Raw genomic sequence first — 25771 nt, 5'->3', positions numbered from 1 at the left:
GGTCGGCGTGAGATCGGAGCGGTGGACCGGTGAGCCGGTTGATGAATTGCCGCGCTTCGGCGCCCTGGGCGCCGGCGCGCGAGGGGGCTCCGCGCCGGCGCGGCGCTCCCGCGTGGCGGGGCTACGCGGCTGAAGGGGACCGCGAAGGAGAGGGGCGCAGGGCGGGCCCGGCGGCCGCCCCGGGGGCTCAGGCGAGCCCGCTGCGCTGCAGCAGGGCGTCGAGGGTGGGCTCGCGGCCCCGGAAGCTCTTGTAGAGATCCATCGGGTCCTGCGTGTCGCCGAGCGCGAGGATCTGGCCCCGGAACGCGTCGCCCACCTGCCGGCTGAACAGGCCCTCCTCCTGGAAGCGGGAGAAGGCGTCGGCGTCCAGCACCTCGGCCCACTTGTACGAGTAGTAGCCGGCGGCGTAGCCCACCGGGCTCGAGAAGAGGTGCGAGAAGCCGGCGATCATGGCGTAGCCCTCGGGCAGCGGGACGGGCGAGTAGCGCGAGAGGACCTCGCGCGCGAGCTCGACGACGTCGCCGCCCTCGGGGCTCCAGTCCATGTGGAGCGCGAGGTCGATCTCGGCGAAGCCGAGCTGCCGCATCGTCGTGGCGCCCGCGCGGAACGTGCGGGCCGCGCGCATCCGCTGGAGCAGGTCGTCCGGGATGGGCGCGCCCGTCTCGTGGTGGCGCGCGAACAGATCGAGCGCCTCGCGCTCCCAGCACCAGTTCTCCATGATCTGCGAGGGCAGCTCGACGAAGTCCCAGGCGACGTTGGTGCCGGCCAGGCTCCGGATCGGCACCCGGCTCGAGGCGTGGTGCATCATGTGGCCGAACTCGTGGAACAGCGTCTCCACCTCGCGGTGGTTCAGCAGCGCGGGGCGGCCGCCGACCGGCGGGGTGAAGCTGCCCGCGAGGACCTCGAGGTGGCGCGCGTCCTCGCCGGCCGCGAGCCCGTCTTCGACTGGCACTGGCGCCGGCGCGCCCGTGACGAGCCCGTGCATCCAGGCGCCGTCGCGCTTCTGCTCGCGCGGCAGGAAGTCGAGGTAGAACGCGGCGCTCTGGGCGCCGTCGGCCTCGAGGAGCCGGTAGGCGCGGACGCTCGGGTGCCACGTGGGGGCGCCCTGCCAGGGCGTGATGCGCACGCCGTAGAGGCGGTGGGCGATCTCGAAGAGGCCAGAGATGACGCGATCGAGCGGGAAATACGGGCGGAGCGCCTCGTCGTCGAAGTCGTAACGGGCCCGGCGCAGCTTCTCGGCGTAGTAGGAGACGTCCCACGGCGCGAGCGGCGGCGCGCCCGGGCCCTCGAGCTCGCGGCGGAAGGCGGCGAGCTCCTCCTTCTCGCGCTCGAAGACCGGCTCGGTGCGCTCCCGCAGCGTATTGACGAAGCGGCGCGCCTCGGCGCCCGTCTTCGCCATGCGATCCTCGAGCACCAGGTCGGCGAAGCTCGCGTAGCCGAGCAGCTTGGCCTTCTCGCAGCGGAGCTCGAGGATGCGGCGGAGGAGCGGGCGGTTGTCGTGGCTGCCCTCGGTCGCGCGCGTGTTGAAGGCGCGGTAGAAGCGCTCGCGGATCGAGGCGTCGTCGAGGTACGTGAGCACGGGGATGTAGCTCGGCGCCTGCAGCGTGAAGCGGTAGCCCTTGATGCCCCGGTCCTCCGCGCTCTGGCGGGCGGCCTCGACGGCGCTCGGCGGCAGGCCGGCGAGGCGGGCCGGGTCCTCGATCACGAACTCGAAGGCGTTCGTCGCGTCGAGCACGTTCTGCGAGAAGCGCAGGGTGAGCGTCGCGAGCTCGACGTCGATCTCGGAGAGGCGCTTCTTGCCGGCAGGAGCGAGCTCGGCGCCGCTCCGGCGGAAATCGTCCAGGGTCTTCTTGAAGAAGCGGCGGCGCGGGCCGGTCAGCGCCTCGGCCTCGGGCGCGGCCGCGAACGCCTTGAGCGCGCCGTAGACGCCCTCGTCGAGCGCGATGCCGCTCAGGAACTCGCTGACCTCGGGCTGGACGGCGTTGTACGCGGCGCGCAGCTCGGGGGTCGTGGACGTCGACTCGAGGTGCGAGACGACGTTCATGGCGCGATCGAGCCGATCGGTGACGGCCTCGAGCGCGCCCAGGGTGTTGTCGTAGGTGCGGGGGCCGGGGGTCGCGATGACGGCCTCGAGCCGGGCGCGGGCGTCGTCGAGCAGCGCGCGCACCGCGGGCTCGACGTGCTCGCTCCGGATGCGATCGAACGGGATCTCGAAGCCGAGAGAGAGCAGGGGATTGTCGGTCGCTTCGGTCATTATCGCTCCTGGTTTGGCCCCCGAGGGGGCCGGCGGACGGGGCGCGGCGCCGGCTACCCTCGGCCGGCGCGCGCGGCCCTCCCTTGGTAAAGGCGCCGGCAGGGATTGGCTAGTGCCGGACTCACGAAGCACGGGCCGACGCGGCCGGCGCGGCCGCGGCTACAGCCCGAGCCACCGCGCGACCACCGTGGCGAGCACGTCGGACGTCCCCGAATGGATGCTGCCGCCCAGCGCGTCGTCCACGGCCGACGGGAGGCCGCTCTCCTCGAGGTAGCCGGCGCCGCCGCGCAACCGGAGGTCGTCCAGCGCGAACAGAACGGCCGAGTCCGCCGCGTGCCACTTGGCCAGGGCGGCCTCGGCCTGGGCGCGGTGCCCCTGGTCGAGCTCCCAGGCGGCGCGGTAGATGAGCAGCCGCGAGGTCTCCAGCCGCAGCTTCATCTGCGCGACGCGGTGCGCGACGGCCTCGTGGCGCGCGATGGCCTGGCCGCCGATCTCGCGCTCCCGGGCGAAGCGGACGGCCTCGCCGAGGGCGCGCTCCATCGCGCCGAGGCGGAAGGCGAGGATCAGCGCGCGCTCGTAGGTCATCGCGATCTGGAAGACGGCGAGGCCGGCGCCGGCGCGGCCGAGGAGCGCGTCGGGGCCGACCTCGCAGCCGCAGAACGACACGGGCGCGAGCCGCGCGCCGCGGAGGCCCGCCGTCGCGAGCGGCGCGCCGGGCCTGACGCGCGAGGCGTCCGGGCCGTCGGCGCCGGGCGGGGCGCGGGGGGCGTCCGGGCCGTCGGCGACAGCGCGGGCGCGCGGGGCCTCCGCAGCGTCCGCTCCGGCGCGCGGCACGAGCAGCGCGGTGAGGCCGCGCGCCGGCGCCCCCCCGGGGCGGCCTCCGCCGCCATCGCGCGCGATGGTGAAGTACACGTCGGCCCGGTCGGCCCAGGTCACGTACCGCTTCTCGCCGGTGAGCCGGTACCCGGCGGCCGTGCGATCGACCCTGGCCTGCACCGACGCGACGTCCGAGCCGGCCCCGGCCTCGGTCGCGGCGACGGTCGCCATGCAGTCGCCGCTCGCCATCCGCGGCAGCCACGCGCGCTGCTGCGCGGGCGTGCCCACCCGGGCGAGCAGGAGCGCCACGCCGAAGAGGTGCGCCCCCGCGGCGAGCAGCACGCCGCCGTCGCGCAGCGTCGCGCCGAGGCCCTCGTAGGCGAGCGCCGTCGTGACGAGGTCGAGGCCCTCGCCGCCGAGATCGCGGGCGATCGGCAGGCCGAGGGCGCCGCCACGGGCGAGGACGCGCATGCGCTCGTCCGGGGCCGCGGCGTCGGCCTCCGCGCCGAGGGCGCGCATGCGGTCGTGGACGGCGCGCTGGGCAGGGGTCCATCCGAAATCCATCGCCGCTGCGATACCAGAGCGGGCGAGGGGCGGGGAGCGCGCGAGGAAGGCGCGCCGTCCGTCCTTCCCTCCTCGCCAGCGCCGGGCCAGCGCGGCCCGCTGGCGCGCGGCTCAGTAGGGGCGCTCGCCGACGAAGTTGCCGGGAGGGTCGTAGTTGCACACCCAGAGCTGCCAGGCGCCTTCGCCGAAGGGCGAGTCGCCCGTGCAATTGGCGACCCCGCAGCCGAGCAGCAGGGAGTCGGCCCACACCACCTGAGTGTAATGGCCGCAGGTGGAGCTGCAGGCGTTGCTCCCAAGGTCGTAATTGGCCGCCTCGTCGACCCAGGTGGCGACGACCTCCTCCGGTGTGGCCGAGGAGCCGCTCGTCGCGTAGAGGTTCTCTCCGTACCTGCTCTCGCTGTGGCCGAACACGCACCTGTCGGCATAGGCCTGCGCCACCTCGGCGATCTCGCGCGACCACGAGAGCCCGGGCAGGGGCGGCTCGGCGGGCGGCTCGACCGCGGCGCGCGCCCGGTTGTGGGCCTCCGTGATCCCGCTCATCCGGGGCGGCTCGCCCGCGGCGCTCTCGTCATCGGACGAGCCGCCGCAACCGGCGGTGAGCGCGAGCGCGGGCACGAGAGGGAACCATGCGAATCGGGCGAACCGTGGGGCGAGCGTCTTCACGGGGCGATTGTCCTACGGCCCGGGCGAGCTCTGCAACGCCTATTCGATGATGGTCTGTGTGGACCCATGACAGCCGTGTCATGGCGCGTCAACACGGTTGGTTGGACAGCCGCGAGGGGCGCGGGCGCCGCGACCGCCGCGACGGCCGGATCCAGGCGTGGCGCCAGGCGTCCAGACAACCATCAACAGATCTCGTCATGCATTGCTGGCTCGCTGACGGGCTGCTCCCTAAGGTGCCTTCGAGACCAGCAACAATTCCGCCGGATGGCCCTTGTCAGCCGGGTCGGTTTATGAGTTATTGTCGCCCTGCTTCGGAGGCGGCGGCGGCCGAGTCCTAAGGTGAGCGGTCGTCCTCGCGGGCTTCCGCCGCTTTCCATGGCGCTCCGGCACAGGCGGCGCTCCCTACAAAGAACCAAGGAGTTTCCTGATGAACATCCGTGTGACGTGGCGAATCGCGACATTCCCTCTGGTGCTGGCGGGCCTCTCCCTCGCTCCGTTGATGGGGTGTGACAAGGCCGCGGAGCTGCAGAACGACATCTGTTGTCGCGACTTCACGCCGGGCGCCGATCTCGCCACGGTCGAGTGGGGGCTCGAGGGCGAGGCCGAGCTCAATTATGGTGCCTTCATGCAGGCCGTGTCGGACTTCACCGGCGCCGCGGGCTCCATCGTGGCGGACGTGAGCAGCGCCTGCCAGGCGATCGCGCTGGACCTCGGCGCGGACGCGGCGACGATCACGGCGACCAAGCCGAGCGAGCGCGCGACGGCGTGGTGCGAGCTCGCGGTCGACCAGCTCGGGGACGCGACGGCCGATCTGTCCATCTCGTTCCAGCCGCCGAGCTGCACCGTCGACGCGAGCGTGCAGGCGAACTGCGAGGCGCGGTGCAGCGCCAACGTCGAGTGCCAGCTGGAGCCCGCGGAGATCATCGCGCGGTGCGATCCGGGCGAGCTGTCGGGCCGGTGCGAGGGGCAGTGCACGGGCTCCTGCGAGGGCTCGGCCAACCTGGCGGTCGCCTGCGAGGGCACGTGCCAGGGCACCTGCGAGGGCGAGTGCGACGGCGAGTGCTCCGCGACGAGCGCCGGCGGCGACTGCCGCGGCGAGTGCCAGGGCACCTGCAAGGGCGAGTGCCGCGGCTCGTGCGAGTTCGCGGCGGACGCGCAGGTGCAGTGCAACGCGGACTGCTCGGGCTCGTGCGACGTCCAGTTCAAGGCGCCCAAGTGCAAGGCCCAGCTCAAGCCGCCGACGGCCGAGTGCCAGGGCAGCGCGGAGTGCAGCGGCTCCTGCGAGGCGAGCGCGAGCGCGAGGGCGAGCTGCAAGGAGCCCGCGATCAACATCTCGGGCCAGGCCGAGGCGGACGCTGTCATCGCGACGCTCAAGGCGAACCTGCCGCGGCTCCTGGTCGCCGCCCAGGCGCGCGGCGAGCTGCTCCTCAACAACGCCGAGGCGGTGGTCTCGGCCTCGGGCAGCCTGGAGGGCGCGGTCACGGGCAGCGTGAAGGCGGGGGCCTGCATCATCCCGGCCACCAACGCGATCACGCAGGCGGTCGAGAACATCGAGGCGAGCCTCAAGGCCAGCGCCAACGTGATGGCCAAGCTGGAGATCGCCCCCGCGGGCCAGTGAGCGCGAGCCCGGCGGCGGCGCGGGCCGCGGCCGGGCGAGCGTGAGATCGAGGGCCGGCCGAGGCAGGGCGCCGCGAGCGCTCGCCTCGGCCGTCGCCGTTTCAGCGCCTGTCCAGGTCCCCCGCCGCGGCCTTCGCCGGCGCGCGCCGCGTCGTGGCGCGCTGGTACGGCCGATACCGCTCGTGTACTCTCGCGCCGAGAGCCGAGGGCGGATGGAGCAGGGATCGCGGTCCAAGGTGCTCGTCGTCGACGACAACGAGCAGAACCGCGCCCTGGCTCAGGCGACGTTCGAGGACGACGGCTACGAGGTCGTGCTCGCCGTCACGGGCGAGGAGGCGATCCGGGAGTTCGAGCGCCACCGGCCGGACTGCGTGCTGCTCGACGTGCGGATGCCGGGGATGGACGGCTTCGCCGTGTGCGCCCGGATCCGCGACCTGCCCGGCGGCGCGACCGCGCCGATCGTGTTCCTGACCGCGCTCCGCGATGTCGACACGTTCGACAGCGCGCTGCGCGCCGGGGGCGACGACTTCCTGACGAAGCCCGTCCGCCCGTCGGAGCTCCTCGCCCGGGTGCAGGCCGCGCTCCGGGTGCGCCGGCTCGGCGCGGAGCTGCGCGAGCACGTCGAGCTCGTGAAGCAGCAGCGGGACGCGCTCATGCGGCTCCAGCTCCAGAAGGAGCAGCTCACCGCCTTCGTCGTGCACGATCTGAAGAACCCGGTGAGCAGCATGGACCTGCACGCGCAGTACCTGCTCCGGGACCGCGCGCTCCCGGAGGCGGCGCGCGACTCCGCGCGGCACATCCGCGACCAGGCGCGGTCGCTCCTGCGGCTCATCTACAACCTGCTGGACATCAGCAAGAGCGAGGAGGGGAGGCTCGCGCCCGAGCGCGCGCGCGTCGACCTCCGCGCGCTCGTGCTCGAGGTGTTCGCCGCGCTCGATCTGCGCGCGAGCTCCCGGTCGGTCTCGCTGCGCGAGGCCATCGACGCGCCCGCCGTCCGGGCCGACCCGGACCTGCTCCGCCGCACGATCGAGAACCTCCTGGAGAACGCGATCCACCACGCCCCGGTCGGGTCCGCGGTGGCCGTGAGCGCCGCGAAGGACGGCGCCGCGGTGGAGCTCCGCGTGGCGGACTCGGGGCCGGGCGTCCCCGCCGAGATGCGCGCGCGGGTGTTCGATCGCTTCGTCCAGCTCGGGGGCGACGCCGACGACCTCCACCGCGCCGGCCGCGGCCTCGGCCTCGCGTTCTGCAAGATGGCGGTCGAGGCGCACGGCGGGCGCATCTGGGTCGAGGACAACGCGCCTGGCGCGATCTTCTGTGTGAGGCTCCCCGATGACGCATGAACCGCCCTCCGGCGAGCGCCTGCCTGCGCCCGAGCAGGCGCCTGATGGGCCCCGATCGCAGCAGCTCGACGACGAGAAGTTCCGCCAGCTCATCGACGCGGCGCCCGACGCCATGGTGGTCGTCGACGAGCGGGGGCGGGTCGTGTTCGTCAACCTGCAGACCGAGCGGATGTTCGGCTACGAGCGCGGCGAGCTGCTCGGCCGCCTCGTCGAGATCCTCCTGCCGGAGCGGTTTCAGCGCTCTCACGTCGCCCACCGCTCGACGTTCACGGCCGCGCCCAGGGCGCGCCCGATGGGGTCGGGGCTCGAGCTGTTCGGCCGGCGGAAGGACGGCGGCGAGTTCCCGATCGAGATCAGCTTGAGCCCGCTCTCGACCGCCGGCGGCACGCTCGTGTCGAGCGCCATCCGCGACATCAGCGAGCGCAAGCGCCTGGAGGCGGCGGCGCAGCGCTCCAGCGACCTCCTGCGGAGCGCGGTGGAGAGCACCCAGGGCGCGTTCGCCGTGTTCGACGCGGAGGACCGGCTCGCGCTCTGCAACAGCGCGTACCGGCACTGGCTCGGCGCGCGCGCGAGCGGCCCCATCGTCGGGCGGAGCTACGGCGAGCTCCTCGAGGAGAGCCTCGGCTCGGGGCTCTTCGCCCCCGACGGCGAGCCCCAGACCGCGCTCCGCGCGCGGCTGCTCGCCTACCACGCGGCGCCGAGCGGCACCGTGGAGCTCTGCTCGAGCGACGGGCGCAGCCTGCGCCTGACCGAGCGCCGCACGGCCGAGGGGGCGACCGTGTGCACGATCTGGGACATGACCGGCGACGTGCAGCGCGCCGAGGAGCTCCGCAAGGCGCGGGCCCTCGCCGAGGCCGCCAGCTCCGCGAAGAGCGAGTTCCTCGCCTCGATGAGCCACGAGCTCCGCACGCCGCTCAACGCGATCCTCGGCTTCGCGCAGCTCCTCCACCGGGACCGGAAGACGCCGCTCACCGATCGCCAGAAGGAGCGGATCGAGCACGTCATGAAGGGCGGCGAGCACCTGCTCAAGCTCATCGACGACATCCTGGACCTCTCGCGCATCGAGGCGGGCCGCGTGGCGGTGTCGCTCGAGCCCGTGAGCGTCCCCGAGGTGCTGGCCGAGGTGCAGGCGACGCTGGACCCGATGGCGCTGCGCGCGGGCGTCGAGCTCTCCGTGACGCCCCTCCCCGCGGGGCTCCCGAAGATCACGGCGGACCGGACGCGGTTCGCGCAGATCCTCATGAACTACGGCTCGAACGCGATCAAGTACGGCCGGAAGGGGGGGCACGCCACGTTCGCCGTGTCGGTGCCCGAGAGCGGGCGCGTGCGGGTCTCGGTGGCGGACGACGGCATGGGCATCGCGCGCGAGCAGCACGCGAAGATCTTCCAGCCCTTCCAGCGCGCCGGCCAGGAGACGGGGCCGATCGAGGGGACGGGGATCGGGCTCGCCATCACGAAGCGGCTCGCGGAGATGATGGGCGGCGGCGTCGGCTTCCGCAGCGCGCCGGGCGAAGGGTCGGAGTTCTGGATCGAGCTCCCCGCGCACGAGGTGAAGGCGGAGGACGCCTCGGGAGCGCCCGAGCCGCGCGCGGACGCCTCGCCGCTCGCCGGGGCCGGCGAGGCCCGCTACGCCATCCTTTATGTGGAGGACAACCCGTCGAACATCGCCTTCATGGAGGCGCTCATCTCGGAGCTCGACCGGATCGACCTGATCGTCGCGCCGAGCGCCGAGATCGGCATCGAGCTCGCGCGGGCGCGGCGGCCCCACGCCGTCATCATGGATATCAACCTTCCCGGCATGAGCGGCTATGAGGCGATGCGCAAGCTGCAGGAGTGGCCGGAGACCCGCGCGATTCCCGTCATCGCGCTCAGCGCGGCCGCGATGCTGCGGGACACCCGCCGCGCCGAGGAGGCCGGGTTCTACCGCTATCTCACGAAGCCGGTGAGGGTCGACGAGCTGACCGCGGTGCTCGAGGAGCTGCTGCTCGTCCCGGCGGCGCCCTGAAGCGGCGGCGCCGGAGGGCTGGGCTTCTGCGAGGGCGCTTGACGGCCGTGGCCGCTCGGGCGCGTTCGCGCGTATGCTCGCGCGCCATGCGGCTTGCTGCGGCGCTCGGCGTCCTCCTGGGCATCGGTCTCTCCCTCGATCTCGCGCGCGCCCAGGTCCCGCCTCGCCCGGCCGGGCCGGCCGAGCAGCAGCCGCCGCCGTCCGGGCAGCCCCCGGCGTCGGCTGTGCCGTCCGGGCAGCCCCCGGCGCCGTCCGCGCCTTCCGAGCAGGCCGCACCCATCGAGCAGGCCGCGCCTTCCGAGCGGGTAGCGCCCATCGAGCAGGCCACGCCGCCGCCGGCGCCTCCGGGCGGGCTGCCCGCGATCGCGCCCCAGGTCGAGCTCCCCACGCGGGAGATGAGCGCCAGCTTCGACTCCAGCAGCGTGCGCGCGCTCTCCACGAACTCGCTGCTGCTGCCTGCCGGCGGGCTGGAGATTGGCGGGGAGATGACCCTGGTCACGAGCGAGCTCTCGCTCGGCCGCGACCCCGACGGCGAGGGGCTCGCGTTCACCGACGTGGGGCTCCTGTCCTTGAACGGTCGTTACTCCTTTGGCCCGGTGGAGCTCGCGGCCGCGATGGCGTTGCTGGTGAAGCAGCCGGACACTGCGGACGAGCTCGTTCCCCAGAACGGCTCGCTCGCGGGCCGGGTGGCGCTCGGCGACGGCCAGGCGCTGACCCTCCGCCTCGCGGGCGGGCCGCTCCTCGCCGATCTCGGGCTCTGGGAGGGCGGGGAGCTCCTCCTCCAGGCCAAGCGCGCCGCGCACAGCACGCTTGTCTTCCAGGGCGCGCTGGGCGGCGCCTTCACGCACCTCGACTTCGCCAAGGACACCGAGCAGCCCTTCTGGCTCGGCGAGGTCGTGGTGGACGCCGAGACCATCCTGCGCACGCCGGTGCGGGCATTCACCCTGTGGCTCGGGGTGGACCTGCGCTTTCCCGTGCTGCACAACCCCGGCAACCACGATCCTGACCCCTCGGGCTTCCTCGCGCCCACGACGCGCCTCAACGTCTATGTGGGCACCGCGTATTCGTACGTCGACGACTGGGACCTTTACTTGCGCGTCGCCGTGCTCGACCGGGGCGACAAGGCCGAGCCGTGGACCATGGTGCCGATCCTCGACGGCGGCTTCGATCAGCAGCAGTTCTCCCTCGGCGTGATGCACCGCTGGGACCTCGCCGAGAAGAAGGAGGAGCGAAGGGCGTGGATGTCGAGGCGCTGACGCGCTGAGCGTCACGGCCCGACGCCGAGCTGTCGGGCCAGGAAGTCGGCCTGTGACGCCGCGTTCCGGGCGAAGAACGGCCCGACGTAGAGGTCGAAGTGCCCGCACGGGAGGACGTCGAGGCGCTTGTCCGCCGAGCGGATCGCGCGGTGGGCGCGCTCGACGAAGGCCCTCGGCACGAGGTCGTCGCGATCGGCGGCGACGAGCAGGACGGGGCACCGCACCTCGGCGGCGGCGTCCATGGGGCGGAACGCGTCGAAGGTCGCGAGCATGCGCGCGAGCATCCTGTTCTCCCAGCCGCCGCGCGGCGGCCGCGGCAGCGTGCGCCAGAAGAGCGGCGCCGCCGGGTCCTGCGGGTCGCCCCGGCGCGGGCTCTCGACGCTCGTCGCGAAGGCCCATTCCCCGGGGCGGCCGAAGACCGGCACGTAGATGGGCGGCAAGAGGCGCGAGAGGTCGAGCGTCGTCCAGAGCATGTAGCGCAGGAGCGACAGGCCGGAGGGCTCCTGGCTCGGCGGGGTCTCGAGGAACGGCGCCTGGGCCACGACGGCGCGGATGCCGGCGTCGCGCGCCGCTGTCACGAGGGCGGTGCCGCCGGAGAAGCTCGAGCCCCAGAGGGCGATTCGCCCGGCGTCGACGCGGCCGTGGCTGGCGAGCGGCCCTCGCGCGAAGCGGAGCGCGGACTCGTAGTCTTCGCGGTGTCGAGCGGGATCGGCCCAGTGGCGCGGCTCTCCGTCGGAGCCGCCGAAGCAGCGGTAGTCGAACAGGAGCACCGCCATGCCCCGCCGCACGAAGCGCCAGGCAAAGGGCTCGAGGTGCCCGTCCTTCGTCCCCGTCAGCCCGGGCGCCATCACGACGAGCGGCGCGCGCGGCGCGCGGGGCAGGAACAGCCAGCCTTCGAGGCGCGTGCCGTCGGAGGCAGGGAACTCCACGGTCTCCACCGTCCCTTCCTCGCGCTCCTCGCGCTCGCGCCGGGGCGCCGGGGCGCGCGCGAAGCGGGACCGGCGAACGAGCGAGCGCCAGCACAGGACCAGCGCCGTGGCCGCGACGAGGCCAGTGAAGAGCCAGATCATCGGGCGCTCCTTTCCTGCGAGCCAGCGGGAAGGACCTCGTTCGCGAGCCTCATGAGCGCCTCCTCGTGCGTTGTTGGCGGCCTGGAGCGGCAGCTCGTGGCGATCGCGTCGATCGTGTCGACGTGATCATCGACGTGATCATCGACGTGATCATCGACGCGAGCTCCTGTCATGGGATACAGGCATCATATGTCACAATGTTCATATGATACAAATAATATATAATCCGGCTCGACGCGAGGGAGACCGCAGATGCAGGCGCGCGGCGGGGGCAAGGTCCTGCGCCCTGGTACGGCGCGTACGCCGCCGTCCAGGGGCTCCTCCGCCCTCCGGGGCGCGGGAGAGGGGGCCTCTCCACGCCGCGCGCTGGACGCTGCGCGCGCCGCCGCGCGCTCAGCGCGGCGCGGTGTCCCTGGCCCGGGCGCGGAACGCCTCCGGCGTCTCGCCGGTCCAGCGCCGGAACGCCCGGTGGAACGCGCTCGGCTCCGAGTAGCCGAGCAGGTAGGCGACCTCCCCGATCGCCATGTCCGCCTCCAGGAGCGCCGCCGCGCGGCCGCGCCGGACCTCGTCGAGCAGGGCGTGGAGCGACGTCCCCTCGTCGCTCAGGCGGCGCTGGAGCGTGCGCGGGCTCATCCGCAGGCGCCCGGCGAGCGCGCCCAGGTCGGCCCCCTCGCGCAGCCGCTCGCCGAGGAGCGCCCGCACGCGGTCCGCGAGCGCCGGCGCGGGCGACGCCGCCCCCGGGAGCTGCGCCGCGATGGCGCCCACCTGGCGCTCCAGGAAGGCGGCGAGCGCCTCGTTCGCGTGCGGCAGCGGCAGGTCGAGCGCCTCCGCCGGCAGGACCAGCTCGGTCTGCGGCGCCTCGAACTGCACCGCCGCGCCGAGCCGCCGCGCCTTCTCCTCCGGATCGGCCGCCGGCGCGTGGCGGAAGCGCACCGCGACCGCCCGGATCGGGGCGCCGCACATGCGCCCGGCGTTCACGAGCGCGTCGAACGCGAACATCTCCGCCATCTGGCCGTGGGCCGGGCGGTCGGGCCCGAACGGCGTGAACGCGATGTGCGCGCGGCGCTCGCGGATCTCCAGCGTGTAGCGCTCGCCCTCGTTCCAGAGCTGCTGGTAGCGGAGCATCCGGCGGAACGCCTCGCCCAGGGTGGGGCTGCTCGTGGCCAGGAAGCCGAGCGCGTCGAACTGCTCCGGCTGGAAGCGCCCCGCGAACCCGAGGCCGAGGTGCGGATCAGCGGCGGCCGCCACCGCGGCCTCGACCAGCGCGTAGAACGCCGCGAGCGGCACGCGCGCGTCAGGGTCGGCGAGCGCCGCGGCCGTGAGCCCCGCGGCCTCGATCAGGGCCGCCCGGTCGGCCCCGCGCTCCGCCGCGTAGTCCGCGAGCTGCGCGGCGGTGCGGGCCCAGACGGTCGGCGCGCGCGCCGGCGCCCTTCCGGCCTGGCGCCGCATGTCAGCCCTTGTGGCGCGCGCTGTCACGGCGCTCCCGCCGGGCGCGCCGCACGTTCTCGGGCGAGCGGAGGAGCAACATGCGAAGGCACGGCATCGAGGAAGGGCACGGCGCGTTCGTCGAGGGCGCCTGGTACATCATCGCGGACGCGTCCGCCGTGGGCAAGCGGCCGGTCGCCGTCGAGCGCTTCGGGACGCGCATCGTGCTGTTCCGCGATGAGCGCGGCGCCCTCGTGGCGGCGCGGGCGGCCTGCCCGCACCGCGGCGCGGACCTCAGCCTGGGGCGGGTCGTGGGCGGGGCGATCGAGTGCCCGTACCACGGCTTCCGCTACGCCGGCGACGGGCGCTGCGTCGCGATCCCGTGCGAGGGGCGCGCGCGCGGCGGGGGCGACGCGCTCGCGCTCACGCGCTTCGAGGCGCGCGAGCACCGCGGCTTCGTGTGGCTCTGGTGGGGCGAGCGGCCCGCGGAGCTGCCGCCGCTGCCGTGGTTCGACGGCATGCCGCCCGACGAGCGGCACGCCCACACGACGTCGGTGGCGTGGGACGTGCCGTTCGCGCGCGCGATGGAGGGCATGCTCGACATCCACCACGTGCCGTTCGCGCACCGCCCCTGGGTGCCAGGGGTCGGCGCTCTGCTCGATCCGTACGAGGTCCGCGTGGAGGGCGACGTCATCCACACCGAAGGGGTGCTCCGCCACGAGGACGGGAAGCCCTGGGATGGGCGTCGGGGGTGGAAGTTTGAGATCGAGGTGCGCTTCCCTGGCGTGCTGCGCCTGTCGTTCGGGGGGCGCATGGCGGGCATGGCGGGTTGCGCGCCGATCGACGCGGGGCGGACGGCGATCCTGGCGCGGTACTACATGCCGGTGCCGGTGATCGGCCGAGCGCTCGCGTGGCTCGGGCTCTCGATGGAGTTCTGGCTGATCCAGCCGGGCGACGAGCGGGTGCTCGCGTCCTCGGAGCCGCGCGACGCGGACGTGGAGGCGTGCCGCTTCGTGCGGGCGGACGCGGGGGTCCTCGCGTGGCACAAGATGCGGCGGGCGCGGCTGAGGGCGCAGCGCGCGGAGGGGCCGCGCCGGCTGCCGGTCGAGGCGGGGTGATGCAGCGCGGGGCCGTGCGGCGGGTCAACCGCGCATCGCGATGAGGGTCTGGACGACGACCCGCAGGTCGTCCACGTCGAGCGGCTTGTCCAGGACCGCGTCGGCGCCCAGGCGGTAGGCCTCCGCGTGGGTCTCCGGGTCGCCGAACGCGGTGATGAGGACGACCGGCGTGGACCAGTCTTCCCGGCGCAGCCCGGCCAGGAGCTCCATGCCGCTCCTGCCCGGCATGCGGACGTCGCTCACCACGAGATCGGGCGGGGCGCCGCCGCTGGACACCAGCGACTCGCCCATGAGCTCGAGGAGGTGGTTGCCGTCGCGGGCCTCGAGGACCTCGTAGCCGTCGCGGCGGAGGGCGGTGGCGAGCAGCCGCCGCAGCTCCCGATCGTCCTCGGCGAGCAGCACGCGGAACGGGCGCTCGCTGGGCGCGAGGGCGGGCGAGGGTTCGGAGAGCAGATTCACGGACGAAGCACGGTCGCGGAGCAGCTCGGGGGTCATCGGGTTTTCTCCTTCAGCTTCCCCTGTGCAGGCAGCGTGCCGACCGCCGGACGCGAACCGACCGAGGTTGCGGCGGACGCGAACCGACCCGGGTTGGGTGGTGGAACCGACCCAGGTTGAGCTGCCGACCCAGGTTGAGCTGCCGACCCAGGTTGAGCTGCCGACCCAGGTTGCCGCCCCCGACCCAGGTTGAGCTGCCGACCCAGGTTGAGCTCCCGACCCAGGTTGAGCTGCCGACCCAGGTTGAGCTGCCGACCCAGGTTGCCGCCCCCGACCCAGGTTGAGCTGCCGACCCAGGTTGAGCTCCCGACCCAGGTTGAGCTGCCGACCCAGGTTGAGCTGCCGACCCAGGTTGCCGCCTCGCGTCGTCCCGCGCCGGGTGGGGCGCCCTTCCCCGCCCGAGGTATTCTTCCGCGCCCTCAGCCGCCCTTCGACGCCACCCCGGCGGGCGGCTCCCACCGCTCCAGCTTGCGGTGCAGCGTCTTCCGATCGAGCCCGAGGATCCGCGCCGCGAGCGTCTTGTTCCCCCCCGCGGCCTCGAGCACCCGCAGGATGTAGCGGCGCTCCACCGCCTCGAGCGGCACGAGCTCCGACGGATCGTCCGCGGCCACGATGACGTGCGAGGGACGGTGCTCCCGGATCTTCGCCGGCAGGTCGTCCACCGTGATCTCCTCGTACCGCGTGAGCGCCACCGCCCGCTCGATGCAGTTCTGGATCTCCCGCACGTTGCCCGGCCACGAGTACGCGAGCAGCCGCTCGGCCGCCGCCGGCGACAGGCCGATCACCCCCTCCTTGCCCGAGCGCGCCGCGCAGTCCTCCAGGAAGCGCTGCGCGAGCAGGAGCACGTCGCTGCCCCGCGCCCGCACCGGCGGCAGCTCCACGTGGAGCACGTTGATCCGGTAGTACAGGTCCTCCCGGAAGCGGCGCTCCTCCACCGCCTCGTCGAGATCGCGGTTCGTCGCGGCCACGATGCGCGCGTCGAACGGCACCTCCGCGCTGCCGCCCACCGGGCGCACCCGCCGCTCCTGCAGGGCGCGGAGCAGCTTCGCTTGCACCGCGAGCGGCAGCTCCCCGATCTCGTCGAGGAGCAGCGTCCCGCCGTTCGCCTCGACGAACAGCCCGGAGCGCGTCGTGCGCGCGTCGGTGAAGGCGCCCCGCACGTGGCCGAACAGCTCGCTCTCGATCAGCGACTCCGGCACCGCCGCGCAGTTGACCGCCACGAACGGCCCGTCCTTGCGCCGGCTCCGCTCGTGCAGCGCCCGCGCGACGACCTCCTTGCCGGTCCCGCTCTCGCCCGTGATGAGCACCGTCGCGTCCGCGTCGGCGATCCGCTCGATCACGTCCTGCACCCGCCGCATCGCCGCGCTCCGGCCGAGGAGGTCCGGGAACGCGCCGGGCCCGGCCACGGCGCGGCGCAGCCGCCGCACCTCGGCCTTGAGCGCGTGGTGGGCGATCGCCCGCTCCAGTGCCAGCGCCAGCGTCTCGATGTCGACCGGCTTGGTCACGTAGTCGTACGCGCCCGCGCGGATCGCCTCCACGGCGGTCTCGATGCTGCCGAACGCGGTGATCACCACGACCGGCACGTCCGGCCGGATCTCGGCCGCGCGGCCGCAGACCTCGATCCCGTTCATGCCGCGCATGTTCAGGTCGGTGAGGATGACGTCGAAGCCCTCGTCCTCCTCGAGCAGCGCGAGCGCCGCCGTCGGCGATGTCCGGGTCGTCGCCTCCACGCCGCGCGTGCGGAGGTCCGCCGCCAGCCATGCGCACATGGCCTCGTCGTCGTCGATGATCAGCGCTCGCCTGCCCATGTCTCCTCGACTGCTCGCACAGTATGGCCCCTCGCCCGCGGCTACGCCGCCGCTCCCGCCGCCCCGCCCCGCCGCGGCGAGGGCGCGCCGTCGTCCCCGGCCGCCGGCCTCGCCGCGCCGTCGCCGCTCGAGGCGAGGTACACCGTGAAGGTCGAGCCCTCGCCGAGCTCGCTCTCCACGTCGATCCAGCCGCCATGCTCGCGCACGATGCCGTAGGAGACGCTCAGCCCGAGGCCGGTGCCCTCGCCGACGTCCTTCGTCGTGAAGAAGGGCTCGAAGATGCGGGAGACGTTCCCGGGCTCGATCCCCTCGCCACGGTCGATCACCCGGATCGCGAGGTGCTCGCCCTCGGCGCCGCCGTGATCGGCCGGCGGGCGCGCGCGCGCGCGCTCGACCCGGACCGTGAGCTCACCGCCCCGCTTCATCGACTGCATGCCGTTGATCACGAGGTTCGTGAGCACCTGCTGCATCTGCCCGGCGTCCACCTCGGCGCGCGCCGGGGCGCCGCCCCCCTCGTCGAGGCGCAGCGTCACGCCCCGCTTGCGGGCGAGGGGCTCGAGCAGCACCAGCGTCTGGCGCGCGATGTGCGCCAGGTCGGCCGGCGCCTTGTGCGCGACCCGGCGGCGCGCGAAGTCGAGCAGCTGCCGGATGATCTTCGTCATCCGGTCCGCCTGCTCGGCGATGATGCGGGCGCTCTCCGCCGTCTCCTCGGGCGACAGGCCGCGGGCGATCATCTTGGCGCGGCCGCCGACCACGTTGAGCGGCGTGCCGAGCTCGTGCGCGAGGCCCGAGGCGAGCTTGCCCACGGTGCCGAGCCGGTCGGCGTGCCGGAGCTGCTCCAGCGCGGCGATGCGCGCGGTCGTCTCCCGGGCGGCGCGCTCGCGCGCCTCGGCGAGGTTGTCGCACATCGCGTTGATCTCGCGGGCGATCTGGCCGAGCTCGTCGCGCTGCGGCAGGAGCAGCGGGCCGCCCAGGTCGCCCTCCCCGATGCGCCGGGTCTTGTCGACCAGCCGCTGCGTGGGGCGCCCGACGAGGAGCTGCCCGAAGGTCATCGCCAGGAGGCCGCTCAGCGCCGCGAGGGCGACGATGCTGATCACGGTGTTGACCACGCTCGCGTGGACGTACGTCTCCTCCTCCTCGAGCGACTCGGAGATCTCGATGGCGCCGACGCGCGCGGGATCCACGGCCACGGGCGCGTAGGTGTAGAAGCGCCCGCTCCTGTCGCCCTCGCGCTGGAGGCGGAACACCTCGGCGCCCCGGGAGAGCTCGGCGATGTCGGCGGCGGGCAGCGCTGGCGCGTAGCGGCCCCCGGCCGGCGCGTCGAGCCACACCCAGCGGAAGGTCACGCCGTCCTCTCGCTCGCTCGCCTCGCCGAGCACGCGGAGCGCCTCGTTCATCCCGTCCCGGCGCCAGATCTCGATGACCGCCGCGCGCAGGGCGATGCCGATGAGGTGCTCGTCGCGCCGCATGTCCGTCTCGAACAGCGCCCGCTCGCGCCGGACCGAGAGGTAGCCGTAGAGGCTCAGCACGACGCACATGACGAGGACGAGGGCCAGGGTGAGCTTGCTGGCGAGGCGCATGAGGTCTCGAGAGGATGCAGGACGCGTGCGCGTTCTCAAAACGTCGCGCGGGGGCGCCCGCCGCCCCGGGGCGCCCCGGAACTCCCCGGGTGGGGCAAAACTCCCCTGGACCGGCCCCTCGAGGGCGGCGCACCGCGAGGCGCGCGGGGCGCCGCGCTTCGCCGGCAGCAGCTCCTCGGCTCACCCCGCGGTCGCGCGCTCGACGTCCTCCCACGATCCGGTCGCCGCGAGCTGCGGCGCCGCCACCGGCGCCGACCAGCGCAGCGGCACCGCGTCCTCCACCCGGACGCCCTCGGCCACGCGGAACCGCAGGAGCCGCTGGGCGCCGGCGAAGGCCGCGAGCTCCGGGCCGTCCCAGATGACCTCGGCCTCTCCGGTCAGCGACAGCAGCCCGCCGGTGGCGAAGTCGACGAAGAGCACCCCGGCGCGCGGATCGAGCGCCAGGTTGCCGAACGTGTTGAAGGCGAGGTTGCCGGCGAAATCGGGCGAGGTCAGGACGGTGCGGCCGTCCTCCTCGGTCACGCGCACGAAGCCGGGCTTGCCGCCCCGGTGGGAGACGTCGGCCCCCTCGATCGCGCTGCCCCCGCCCGCGGACGACGCGGCGGTCGCGATGAAGAACGTGTCCGCGCGGCGGATCAGCGCCGCCGCCCCGGCCGACAGGGCCGGCCCCTCCGCCTGCGCCGGGCGCGGCGCGGCGGCCTCGTCGGGGTCCCTCACGAACACCGGCTCTCGCGCCTGGATGTACTGCGCGCAATTGCCGAAGCTCTGGCCGACCTTCACGATGAACCCGCCTTCGCCGGCCTCGACGATGGTGCCATTCATGCGGTTGCGGCGGCGGGTCTCGAGCTGGATGCCGAGCAGCCCGACCGGCGCGCCGGCCACGAGGCGCGCGCTCATCGGGCCGCCGGCGGCGGGGCGCGCGCTCACGGCGAGCGTCCGCGGATCCGGGGACGCGATGAACCCCGGCCGCCCCACGAGGATCGAGGCCCATGGCCGGCGCTGCGCGTCGAGGCTTCCGACGAGCAGAAAGGGCAGCTTCGTGAACAGCTCTCGGTGCTGGTCGGGCATGAAGTCCCGGATGATCCGGCGCCCGGCCCTCTCGGCCCGCTCGCGCGCGCCGGCGCGCGCCTGCACGGACATCTCGCCCTGGTGATAGGGCGACCCGTCACCGGGCCAGTCGGGCAGGGGTGTCACGAGAGCGTCCTCTGCATCGGCACGAAGCCGGGCAGGTCCTCCACACGAGCGAGCCACGCGCGCACGTGGGGATAGGGGTCCAGCGACACGCCGCCCTCCGGCGCGTGCGCCGTGTAGGTGTACATCGCGATGTCCGCGATCGTCGGCGCATCGCCGGCGAGGAAGCGCTGCGTCGCCAGGTGCTTGTCGAGCACGGCGAAGAGCTCGACGGCGATCGCCCTGGCGCGCTCGTGATCCAGCTTGATGCCGAACACGTTCGCGAGGCGCGCTGTCCCGGGCCCCGCGAAGAGCCGCCCTGCGGCGACGGACAGCCACCGCTGCACGCTCGCCGCCGCGACAGCGTCGCGCGGGAGCCAGCGCCCCGACGGGTCGTATCGCGTCGCCAGATAAACGAGGATCGCGTTGCTGTCCGCCAGCGTCAGGTCGCCGTCCTCGATGACCGGCACCTGGCCGAACGCGTTCTTGCTCAGGAACTCGGGAGTCCGCTGAGCGCCGTTCTTCAGGTCGATGTCGACGAGCTCGAACGGGAGCCGCAGCAGCGACAGGAACAGCTCCACGCGGTGCGAGTGCCCCGAGAGCGGGTGTCGATAAAGGCGGATGGGGCTTTCAGGAGTGGTCATCGACGTTTCCTTTCGACGGGAGGTCGGGCGAGGCGGCACAGGCAGCGCGTGCCTGCCTCGCTCGCCAGCCCAACATGCCCGTTGCGGTCGCCGACGGTAATGGCCGCGCTTGACAATGGACTGTTGCAGGAACTGGAATAATCCGATGGATCGCCTGGAAACCATGCGCGTCTTCGTCGCCGTCGCCGAGGAGGAGGGCTTCGCGCCCGCGGCGCGGCGCCTGTCCATGTCGGCGCCGGCGGTGACGCGGGCCATCGCCGCGCTCGAGGAGCGGATCGGCACGCGGCTCCTGCACCGCACGACGCGCATCGTCCGGTTGACCGAGGCGGGCACGCGGTTCCTCGCGGACTGCAAGCGGATCCTCGGCGAGATCGAGGAGGCCGAGGCGTCGGCGGCCGGGTCCCACGCCGCGCTGCGGGGGCAGCTCGCGGTGACGGCGTCCGTGTCGTTCGGGCGGATGTTCGTCGCGCCGGCCATCTTCGACTTCCTGGCGCGCCACCCGCAGGTGTCGGCGCGGACGCTGCTCGTCGACCGCATCGTCGAGCTGCTCGACGAGGGGGTCGACGTCGCCGTGCGGATCGCCCACCTGCCGGACTCGTCCCTGAGCGCGATCCGCGTCGGCTCGGTGCGGCTGGTGGTCTGCGCGTCGCCGGCCTACCTGGCCGCGCGCGGCGCGCCCGGACGACCGGCCGACCTGGCGCAGCTCGACACCATCGGCTTCTCGCAGACGGCCTCTCCCGCGGAGTGGTCGTTCGCGTCGGGATCGCGGGTCGAGAAGGTCCTCCCGTCTTCCCAGCTCCTCGTCAACACCGCCGACGTCGCCGTCGCGGCGGCCGTGGCAGGACGCGGGCTCGCGCGGGTCCTTTCCTACCAGATCGGCCCCGAGCTGCGCGCCGGGCGCCTCCAGATCGTGCTCCCCGCGTTCGAGCCCCCGCCGGTCCCGGTCCACGTCGTCCACGCCGAGGGCCGGCGCGCGGCGGCGCGCGTGCGGGCCTTCGTCGATTTCCTCGTCGAGCGGCTCCGGTCCGAGACGTGGCTCCGCTGATGCTCCCCGGGACTCGAACGGCGCGGCGGTCTGCTATGTCGCCCAGAGCACCGAGAGGTCGAGCTCGATGGCCTCGAAGGGCTCGACTCGCACGCGCGCAGCGCCCCGGTGGACGACGGCGGGCCCCCAGCCCCGGCCCGAGACGAGCGAGGAGGCCTCCAACGTCCGCGCGATCGGGTCGACCAGCCATGCGTACCGCACGCCCTCGCGAGCGTAGATCGGCATCTTCTCCTCGCGGTCGACCTCCTCGGTCGACGGGCTCAGGACCTCGCAGACCCAATCCGGGGCGAGCGGGAAGAAGGCCGTCTCCGGCAGCTCCGGCATCCGCTCGCGCCGCCAGCCGGCGAGGTCGGGGACGAGCGCGTCGACCTCGCCCGGGGCGCCCGGGGCGGGGAAGTGCAGCTCCGGCTCGTCCAGGATCCACCAGCCGCCCGGCCCACCATCGCCGAGGCCGAAGGGGCCGCCGACCTTGATCCCCAGGACCGAGCTCGCGTTGGCGTGGCGCGGCGCCGGTCGGGGCAGGACGTGGAGCACGCCGCCGATGAGCTCCGCCACCTTGTTCGCCGGGACGGCTTCGAGGTCGGCGTACGTGGCACTGCGCTGCTTCTCGGCTGGCTGGCCCATGCCCGAAGCCTGCCCGGGGGCGGGCGGCAGGGCAAGACGATGAGGAGCAGGACCAAGGCGGCGCGCCGTCGAGGCGCTCATCGGCGCAGGGCCACGACAGCGACCGCCAGGACAAGCCCGAGCGCGTGCACGTGCGGGTCCGGCGGCTTGATGTCGGCGACCTCGGGGCACGGGCAGGACGATGTCGACTCGGGGTCGGCGGCGCAGTGGGCTTGACGTTTCCGAAACGTTCAGATTTTCGTCTCCCACGAGTTTCCTTGCCGCTCTGCGGTACTGCGCCTTGTCGTGAGACCTGTGCTCTCTTCATCGGCCGTTCACGTGCTAGCCAGGAAGATCGCCCTACCTGGTCGTTCCGGAGGAGCACCCTGGATGAACACAGTCCGCAAGCTGTACGAGAGCGACGAACAAGGCACGGTGCATGTTGACCTTCCGATCGGCGCCCCTCATCGCCGAGTCGAGGTCGTGCTCGTCTGGCAGGAGATAGATGGCGTCCGAGCTCCGCCGGAGGCGCTAGAGAACAAGCGGGCCGAGATCGAGGCGCTGGCCGGCGCCCTGGCGGATGATCCTATCGAGCGGCCGACAGCCGGATGATCGTGTTCGCGTTGGCCTCGGCGCGCGTCCTGATGAGCAGCGCGTCCGCCTCGCCGCGGGCGCGCTCCCGCAGGCCCACACGCCGGGCCTGGACGTGTGGCTCGCCGTGCATACGGACGTGTGGCGCAGCCCGGTGGTCGGCCGCGTGGTGAGGCGCTCGCCGAGATCTTCGGCCGCGAGGCGCGCGCGCTCACGGGGTGGACGCCATGCGCGGGCGTTCAGGGCTTTATGCGCGTTGCGTGCAGCAGTTTATATTTGCTTTGAAATCGTCCTTGATACGCCAAAAATTCGTCTAGCACCCTTCCTCGGCTCCTTGCTTCACTGACCTGTGCGTGCCTAGGGTCGTGCTCCATGGGTCCAAGGCAACTCCTGCTTTTCCCCTTGGTAAGTCTCCTCATCACCACGACGTTTGCGGCGTTCGCGCAGTCCCCCGCAGCGCCGGGCCCTGGGGCGCCCGCGGCGCCTGATCCGGCAGCGGACGCGCTCCGTCGTGCGCGCACCGCGCGCAGCGCCGGCCGATGGCGGGAGGCGGAGGCGGCGTATCGCGCCGCCTTCGCCGCGGCGCCGCGCCCTGCCATCGAGGGGGAGCTCGGGCTCTGCGAGCTCTCGCTGCAGGAGTACGTGGACGCTGCGACCCATCTACGGCGCGCCCTGTTCGACCGCCGAAAGCTCTCGCCCGCGGAGCGGCAACGCTTCGAGGACGGCCTGCTCCGGGCGGAGAGCGAGGTCGTTCGAGTCGAGTTCATTCTCAGCCATCCGAAAGCGGAGGTCTTCCTGGACGGCAGGTTCCTCGGCCAGGGGCAGCCGGAGTACCGCTTCTACGTCGAGCCCGGTCGCCACGAAGTCCGCGCTTCTCTCGAGGGGCATGTCACCCAGACGGTCCCCTTCGAACGATGGCCCGGCGACGTGACGGCATTTCCGGTGGTGCTCGATCCCATCCCAAGAGCGCCGCCGCCCAAGGCGATCGTCCGCACGACGGCGCCGGCGCCGGAGCGCGACCGCTCGGGCCGCAACATCCGTGTCGCCGGAGCGTCGCTGGCCCTCGCCGGCACGGCGCTCGGGGTGGGGTTCGCCATCGCTGCCGGGGTGCGCGATGACGAGGCCGAGGCGCAGGCGGACGCCATCCGGGCAAGTTACGGGCGCGGCGGCTGCCTCTACGAGGGCATCAGCGAGATCACCGTTCCATGCGACGCGCTCGCCGAGACGGTCTCGACCCGCGACACGATGAGGGGCGCGGCCTGGGCCAGCTTCATTGCGGGCGGGGTCTTCGGTGCGGTGGCGATCTCGTCGCTCTGGTGGGCCCCGTCGCCGCCATCGCCGCCATCGCCGCCCCGTGCCGCCGTGCGCCCGTTCGTCGCGGTCGGCGGGGGTGGGATCGCGATCGGGGGCGTCTGGTAGGCGCGGTGCGCTGGGAGGGAGCGGAGAGCATGCGTCATGTGCTGATGGCGATGGGGTTGGCCACGTCGGGGCTAGCGCTGGCGAGCGCCTGCGGCGACACGGGGGAGGCGTGCGAGGAGACGGTGACCTGCGAGAGCGCGGGCGGGTACTGCGCCGGGGAGTGCGTGCCGGTGCCTGTCGACAGGAGCAACGTCGATGGCGCGCCCGTGCTCCTCTGGGAGGGCAGCATCGACGAGGAGCCGCCCGCGTGTCCGCCGGACGTCGGCGATGCGGGGGTCATGTTCTTGTACAAGGACGTCGATCCGGTGCCTGACTGCCCGCCCTGTGCCTGCTCGCAGCCGGCGTGCGTGCTGCCGGCCGGGGTGACGGCCAGCTCGCTCTACATGTGCCAGGACGGCGCGCCGGAGACGCGGACGCCATTCGAGGCCCCGGTCGACTGGGATGGCGCGTGCGTCGGCACGGATCCGATCCCGCCGGAGCAGGTCGGCTCGGTCGCTGTCCCGCCGGCCACCGCGGTCCCCTGCGAGCCCGTCGAGGCGGTGGTGCCCCGCAGCGGCGGCCTGGGGTCACCCTGGAAGCGCCACGCCAAGGTCTGCACGGGCCCGAGCAATGCACAAGCGTGCGGGATCACGTCCGGGAAGCTGTGTTTCCCCATGCTCCAGAAGCGAGCCACGCCCGCTTTCAAGATGTGCGTCTGGGCCAAGGTGACCGAGAAGGTTGACTGCCCGGACGAGTACCCGCACGAGCACTCATGGTACGCAAGCCACGACGACGGCCTCTGCTCGCCGTGTACCTGCACGCCGACCGAGCCCAGCGTGTGCGAGGCGCTCGTGTCGGCCTACGCCGACACGGCGTGCCGCCAGGAGATCGCCTCCGTGGCCGTCACCGATGAAGGCGGCTGCGCCGATCCGAGCGCTGGCTTCCCGCTCGGCAGCGTGCGTGCCGAGTGGGTCACGAACGCGCCCGGCGGCTGTGAGCCGTCCGGAGGCGAGCCGGTGCGGGACCGGGAGGAAGTGGAACCCAAGACCCTGTGTTGCATGGAGAAGATGGACACCCAATGAGCCAGACCAGCATCCCGCGTGCCGCCCTGGACCAGGAAAGCGCGCGACGTCGGTGGCTCCTGAGGACGGCGGCCGGCGCGCTCCTGGGACTCGCCGGGGCGCTGCTCGGGTCGAGCTGCGGAGGCGAAGAGCTGAGGTGCTGGAGCAAGGAGCGGTGCGAGCCGTGTCCCGGCTACTGCCTCGAGAATGCGTGGTGGGACGGCATCGTGAACTCCAGGAGGTATGTCGTGTGGGTCGGCAAGCAGGGCGAGGAGCCCACCTGCGAGGAGTACGGGCAAGCGTGGGAAGCGGACCGGTGGCTGGATCTTCAGGACGACCCGACCTGCCCGCCCTGCGGCTGCGAGCGCGCCGACTGCAACGATGGAGGGGTGGGCTACAGTATGATCGAGGAGTGCGATCCGCCCTTCGACGATACCAGGAAGACGATGCGTCGCCCCTGGGATGTGTGCGAACCGACGGGGCAGACCAAAGCGGCCACCGGGGTGGCCGTCCCCTGGTACGACGAGCGCCATGCGTGCCGTTCGAGAGAGGACCTGTTCCAGCCGGAGGCGACCTGGAAGCGGATGGCGCGCATCTGCAGCCCGGTTGAGCCTGCGGAGTACAGCTGTGGAGACCACCCCGCTTATCCAACGTGCTTGCTCGACACCCGTGTTCTCTCCGACGACTTCCGGATCTGCGTCGGCAATCCAGCTCCCTTTCCTGACGACGAGGTCATCGCGAGGACCGCCTGCCCGCCGGAGTTCCCGGAGAGGCTCGACATCTACAGGGCCGTCTCCGGCTGCGGCGCGTGCGACTGCGAGCCCGACGGGGAGCTCTGCTCGATGGAGTTCTTGTTCTACAAGGACGAGGCGTGCAGCGATCTCGTGCTGACCCAGACGCTCACGACCGAGACGGCGTGCACCGAGGTGGCGGAGCCCGTGGTCATCGGCAGCGTCAAGGCCCGCATGCTCAGGGAACGCGAGGGCGGCTGCATCGATCACGGGAGGGCGGGGATCGTGGAGGGCGAGAAGATCGCGCCCGCGGATGGCAGCGCGCTCTGCTGCAAGCCGGCTGGCGGCTGAGCCGGGTAGGCTGCCGAGCGGACTGGAGTCTATCTGCGGCGGTGCCCCACTAGAACACCGATCACGTTGAAACCCGGAGAATTTTCACATGGAGGCGGGGAGGCGGGGAGGGAAAAAAAATGAATTTCTCCCTCTTGCCGTCTCTCGCTCCCCGCCTCCCCGCCTC

At 73.1% G+C, this 25771-nt stretch carries 21 protein-coding genes; 10 read left to right on the top strand and 11 right to left on the bottom strand.

The features are described from left to right. Positions 1-187 precede the first annotated feature (187 nt). The 3 genes from WME89_RS42630 to WME89_RS42620 form a co-directional block, all read right to left on the bottom strand. Positions 188-2254 carry a M3 family metallopeptidase gene (locus tag WME89_RS42630; protein WP_438005313.1) on the bottom strand — a complete coding sequence of 689 codons (2067 nt, stop codon included), beginning with the start codon at positions 2252-2254 and terminating at the stop codon, positions 188-190. 159 nt (positions 2255-2413) lie between these two features. Beyond that, complete coding sequence (locus WME89_RS42625; protein WP_438005312.1) at positions 2414-3634, bottom strand: acyl-CoA dehydrogenase family protein; 1221 nt, start codon at positions 3632-3634, stop codon at positions 2414-2416. 111 nt (positions 3635-3745) lie between these two features. After that, positions 3746-4297: a CAP domain-containing protein gene (locus WME89_RS42620; RefSeq protein WP_438005311.1), complete on the bottom strand. Its 552-nt coding sequence runs from the start codon at positions 4295-4297 to the stop codon at positions 3746-3748. Between the two features lie 427 nt (positions 4298-4724). Between WME89_RS42620 and WME89_RS42615 the strand changes: the two genes are divergently transcribed. The 4 genes from WME89_RS42615 (at position 4725) to WME89_RS42600 (ending at position 10515) form a co-directional block, all read left to right on the top strand. Next, positions 4725-5915, top strand: a complete 1191-nt coding sequence (locus WME89_RS42615) for a hypothetical protein (RefSeq protein ID WP_438005310.1) — start codon at positions 4725-4727, stop codon at positions 5913-5915. 211 nt (positions 5916-6126) lie between these two features. Continuing rightward, complete coding sequence (locus tag WME89_RS42610) at positions 6127-7254, top strand: hybrid sensor histidine kinase/response regulator (protein ID WP_438005309.1); 1128 nt, start codon at positions 6127-6129, stop codon at positions 7252-7254. Continuing rightward, on the top strand, positions 7244-9259 hold the full coding sequence (locus WME89_RS42605) for a PAS domain-containing hybrid sensor histidine kinase/response regulator (RefSeq protein ID WP_438005308.1): 2016 nt from the start codon (positions 7244-7246) through the stop codon (positions 9257-9259). The genes WME89_RS42610 and WME89_RS42605 overlap by 11 nt, the downstream gene beginning before the upstream one ends. A gap of 86 nt (positions 9260-9345) precedes the next feature. After that, on the top strand, positions 9346-10515 hold the full coding sequence (locus WME89_RS42600; RefSeq protein ID WP_438005307.1) for a hypothetical protein: 1170 nt from the start codon (positions 9346-9348) through the stop codon (positions 10513-10515). Between the two features lie 11 nt (positions 10516-10526). Here the strand turns inward: WME89_RS42600 and WME89_RS42595 are convergent, their stop codons facing one another. Both WME89_RS42595 and WME89_RS42590 read right to left on the bottom strand, forming a co-directional pair. After that, positions 10527-11585 carry an alpha/beta hydrolase gene (locus WME89_RS42595; protein ID WP_438005306.1) on the bottom strand — a complete coding sequence of 353 codons (1059 nt, stop codon included), beginning with the start codon at positions 11583-11585 and terminating at the stop codon, positions 10527-10529. 393 nt (positions 11586-11978) lie between these two features. Further along, positions 11979-13034 (bottom strand): AraC family transcriptional regulator ligand-binding domain-containing protein, encoded by a 1056-nt coding sequence (locus WME89_RS42590; protein WP_438005305.1) that lies wholly within the window; start codon positions 13032-13034, stop codon positions 11979-11981. 77 nt (positions 13035-13111) lie between these two features. Here WME89_RS42590 and WME89_RS42585 point away from each other — a divergent pair, with 77 nt between their 5' ends. Beyond that, on the top strand, positions 13112-14128 hold the full coding sequence (locus WME89_RS42585) for a Rieske 2Fe-2S domain-containing protein (protein WP_438005304.1): 1017 nt from the start codon (positions 13112-13114) through the stop codon (positions 14126-14128). A gap of 24 nt (positions 14129-14152) precedes the next feature. Here WME89_RS42585 and WME89_RS42580 read toward each other — a convergent pair whose 3' ends face one another. The 5 genes from WME89_RS42580 to WME89_RS42560 all read right to left on the bottom strand — a co-directional run bounded on the left by WME89_RS42580 (position 14153) and on the right by WME89_RS42560 (position 19825). Further along, entirely contained in the window at positions 14153-14623 is a 471-nt protein-coding gene (locus tag WME89_RS42580) for a response regulator (RefSeq protein WP_437620529.1), read from the bottom strand. A 419-nt stretch (positions 14624-15042) separates the two neighbouring features. After that, positions 15043-16431 (bottom strand): sigma-54-dependent transcriptional regulator, encoded by a 1389-nt coding sequence (locus WME89_RS42575; RefSeq protein ID WP_438005303.1) that lies wholly within the window; start codon positions 16429-16431, stop codon positions 15043-15045. Positions 16432-16472: 41 nt separating this feature from the next. Beyond that, positions 16473-18011, bottom strand: coding sequence for a sensor histidine kinase (locus WME89_RS42570; RefSeq protein ID WP_438005302.1), 1539 nt, complete (start codon positions 18009-18011; stop codon positions 16473-16475). Positions 18012-18191: 180 nt separating this feature from the next. Continuing rightward, positions 18192-19205, bottom strand: a complete 1014-nt coding sequence (locus tag WME89_RS42565; protein ID WP_438005301.1) for a pyridoxamine 5'-phosphate oxidase family protein — start codon at positions 19203-19205, stop codon at positions 18192-18194. Then, positions 19202-19825, bottom strand: a complete 624-nt coding sequence (locus tag WME89_RS42560) for a glutathione S-transferase family protein (protein ID WP_438005300.1) — start codon at positions 19823-19825, stop codon at positions 19202-19204. Before WME89_RS42560 ends, WME89_RS42565 begins: the two co-directional genes overlap by 4 nt. Positions 19826-19970: 145 nt before the next feature. On the opposite strand from WME89_RS42560, the gene WME89_RS42555 reads away from it, so the two are divergent. Continuing rightward, on the top strand, positions 19971-20870 hold the full coding sequence (locus tag WME89_RS42555; RefSeq protein WP_438005299.1) for a LysR family transcriptional regulator: 900 nt from the start codon (positions 19971-19973) through the stop codon (positions 20868-20870). 33 nt (positions 20871-20903) lie between these two features. Here WME89_RS42555 and WME89_RS42550 read toward each other — a convergent pair whose 3' ends face one another. Next, complete coding sequence (locus WME89_RS42550; RefSeq protein ID WP_438005298.1) at positions 20904-21494, bottom strand: Uma2 family endonuclease; 591 nt, start codon at positions 21492-21494, stop codon at positions 20904-20906. A 369-nt stretch (positions 21495-21863) separates the two neighbouring features. On the opposite strand from WME89_RS42550, the gene WME89_RS42545 reads away from it, so the two are divergent. From WME89_RS42545 to WME89_RS42530, 4 genes are all read left to right on the top strand, one after another. Continuing rightward, positions 21864-22085, top strand: coding sequence for a hypothetical protein (locus WME89_RS42545; RefSeq protein ID WP_438005297.1), 222 nt, complete (start codon positions 21864-21866; stop codon positions 22083-22085). 381 nt (positions 22086-22466) lie between these two features. Beyond that, the gene (locus WME89_RS42540; RefSeq protein WP_438005296.1) at positions 22467-23483 is read left to right on the top strand and encodes a hypothetical protein; all 1017 of its coding nucleotides are present in this window, start codon (positions 22467-22469) and stop codon (positions 23481-23483) included. A 29-nt stretch (positions 23484-23512) separates the two neighbouring features. Next, complete coding sequence (locus WME89_RS42535; RefSeq protein WP_438005295.1) at positions 23513-24544, top strand: hypothetical protein; 1032 nt, start codon at positions 23513-23515, stop codon at positions 24542-24544. Then, entirely contained in the window at positions 24541-25605 is a 1065-nt protein-coding gene (locus tag WME89_RS42530) for a hypothetical protein (RefSeq protein WP_438005294.1), read from the top strand. Before WME89_RS42535 ends, WME89_RS42530 begins: the two co-directional genes overlap by 4 nt. Positions 25606-25771: the final 166 nt, after the last annotated feature.

It is taken from the genome of Sorangium sp. So ce321, from assembly GCF_051530195.1.
In the GTDB taxonomy this organism is placed as follows: Bacteria; Myxococcota_A; Polyangia; order Polyangiales; family Polyangiaceae; genus Sorangium.
This window is presented reverse-complemented; position numbering and strand designations above follow the sequence as displayed.

Excerpts from the sequence above, each read along its gene's own strand:
- WME89_RS42610 (WP_438005309.1), top strand. The coding sequence starts at position 6,127 with ATGGAGCAGGGATCGCGGTCCAAGGTGCTCGTCGTCGACGACAACGAG.
- WME89_RS42550 (WP_438005298.1), bottom strand. The coding sequence starts at position 21,494 with ATGGGCCAGCCAGCCGAGAAGCAGCGCAGTGCCACGTACGCCGACCTC.
- WME89_RS42625 (WP_438005312.1), bottom strand. The coding sequence starts at position 3,634 with ATGGATTTCGGATGGACCCCTGCCCAGCGCGCCGTCCACGACCGCATG.
- WME89_RS42580 (WP_437620529.1), bottom strand. The coding sequence starts at position 14,623 with ATGACCCCCGAGCTGCTCCGCGACCGTGCTTCGTCCGTGAATCTGCTC.
- WME89_RS42600 (WP_438005307.1), top strand. The coding sequence starts at position 9,346 with ATGCGGCTTGCTGCGGCGCTCGGCGTCCTCCTGGGCATCGGTCTCTCC.
- WME89_RS42605 (WP_438005308.1), top strand. The coding sequence starts at position 7,244 with ATGACGCATGAACCGCCCTCCGGCGAGCGCCTGCCTGCGCCCGAGCAG.
- WME89_RS42570 (WP_438005302.1), bottom strand. The coding sequence starts at position 18,011 with ATGCGCCTCGCCAGCAAGCTCACCCTGGCCCTCGTCCTCGTCATGTGC.
- WME89_RS42575 (WP_438005303.1), bottom strand. The coding sequence starts at position 16,431 with ATGGGCAGGCGAGCGCTGATCATCGACGACGACGAGGCCATGTGCGCA.
- WME89_RS42595 (WP_438005306.1), bottom strand. The coding sequence starts at position 11,585 with ATGATCTGGCTCTTCACTGGCCTCGTCGCGGCCACGGCGCTGGTCCTG.
- WME89_RS42615 (WP_438005310.1), top strand. The coding sequence starts at position 4,725 with ATGAACATCCGTGTGACGTGGCGAATCGCGACATTCCCTCTGGTGCTG.
- WME89_RS42590 (WP_438005305.1), bottom strand. The coding sequence starts at position 13,034 with ATGCGGCGCCAGGCCGGAAGGGCGCCGGCGCGCGCGCCGACCGTCTGG.
- WME89_RS42560 (WP_438005300.1), bottom strand. The coding sequence starts at position 19,825 with ATGACCACTCCTGAAAGCCCCATCCGCCTTTATCGACACCCGCTCTCG.
- WME89_RS42585 (WP_438005304.1), top strand. The coding sequence starts at position 13,112 with ATGCGAAGGCACGGCATCGAGGAAGGGCACGGCGCGTTCGTCGAGGGC.
- WME89_RS42630 (WP_438005313.1), bottom strand. The coding sequence starts at position 2,254 with ATGACCGAAGCGACCGACAATCCCCTGCTCTCTCTCGGCTTCGAGATC.
- WME89_RS42555 (WP_438005299.1), top strand. The coding sequence starts at position 19,971 with ATGGATCGCCTGGAAACCATGCGCGTCTTCGTCGCCGTCGCCGAGGAG.
- WME89_RS42535 (WP_438005295.1), top strand. The coding sequence starts at position 23,513 with ATGCGTCATGTGCTGATGGCGATGGGGTTGGCCACGTCGGGGCTAGCG.
- WME89_RS42530 (WP_438005294.1), top strand. The coding sequence starts at position 24,541 with ATGAGCCAGACCAGCATCCCGCGTGCCGCCCTGGACCAGGAAAGCGCG.
- WME89_RS42545 (WP_438005297.1), top strand. The coding sequence starts at position 21,864 with ATGAACACAGTCCGCAAGCTGTACGAGAGCGACGAACAAGGCACGGTG.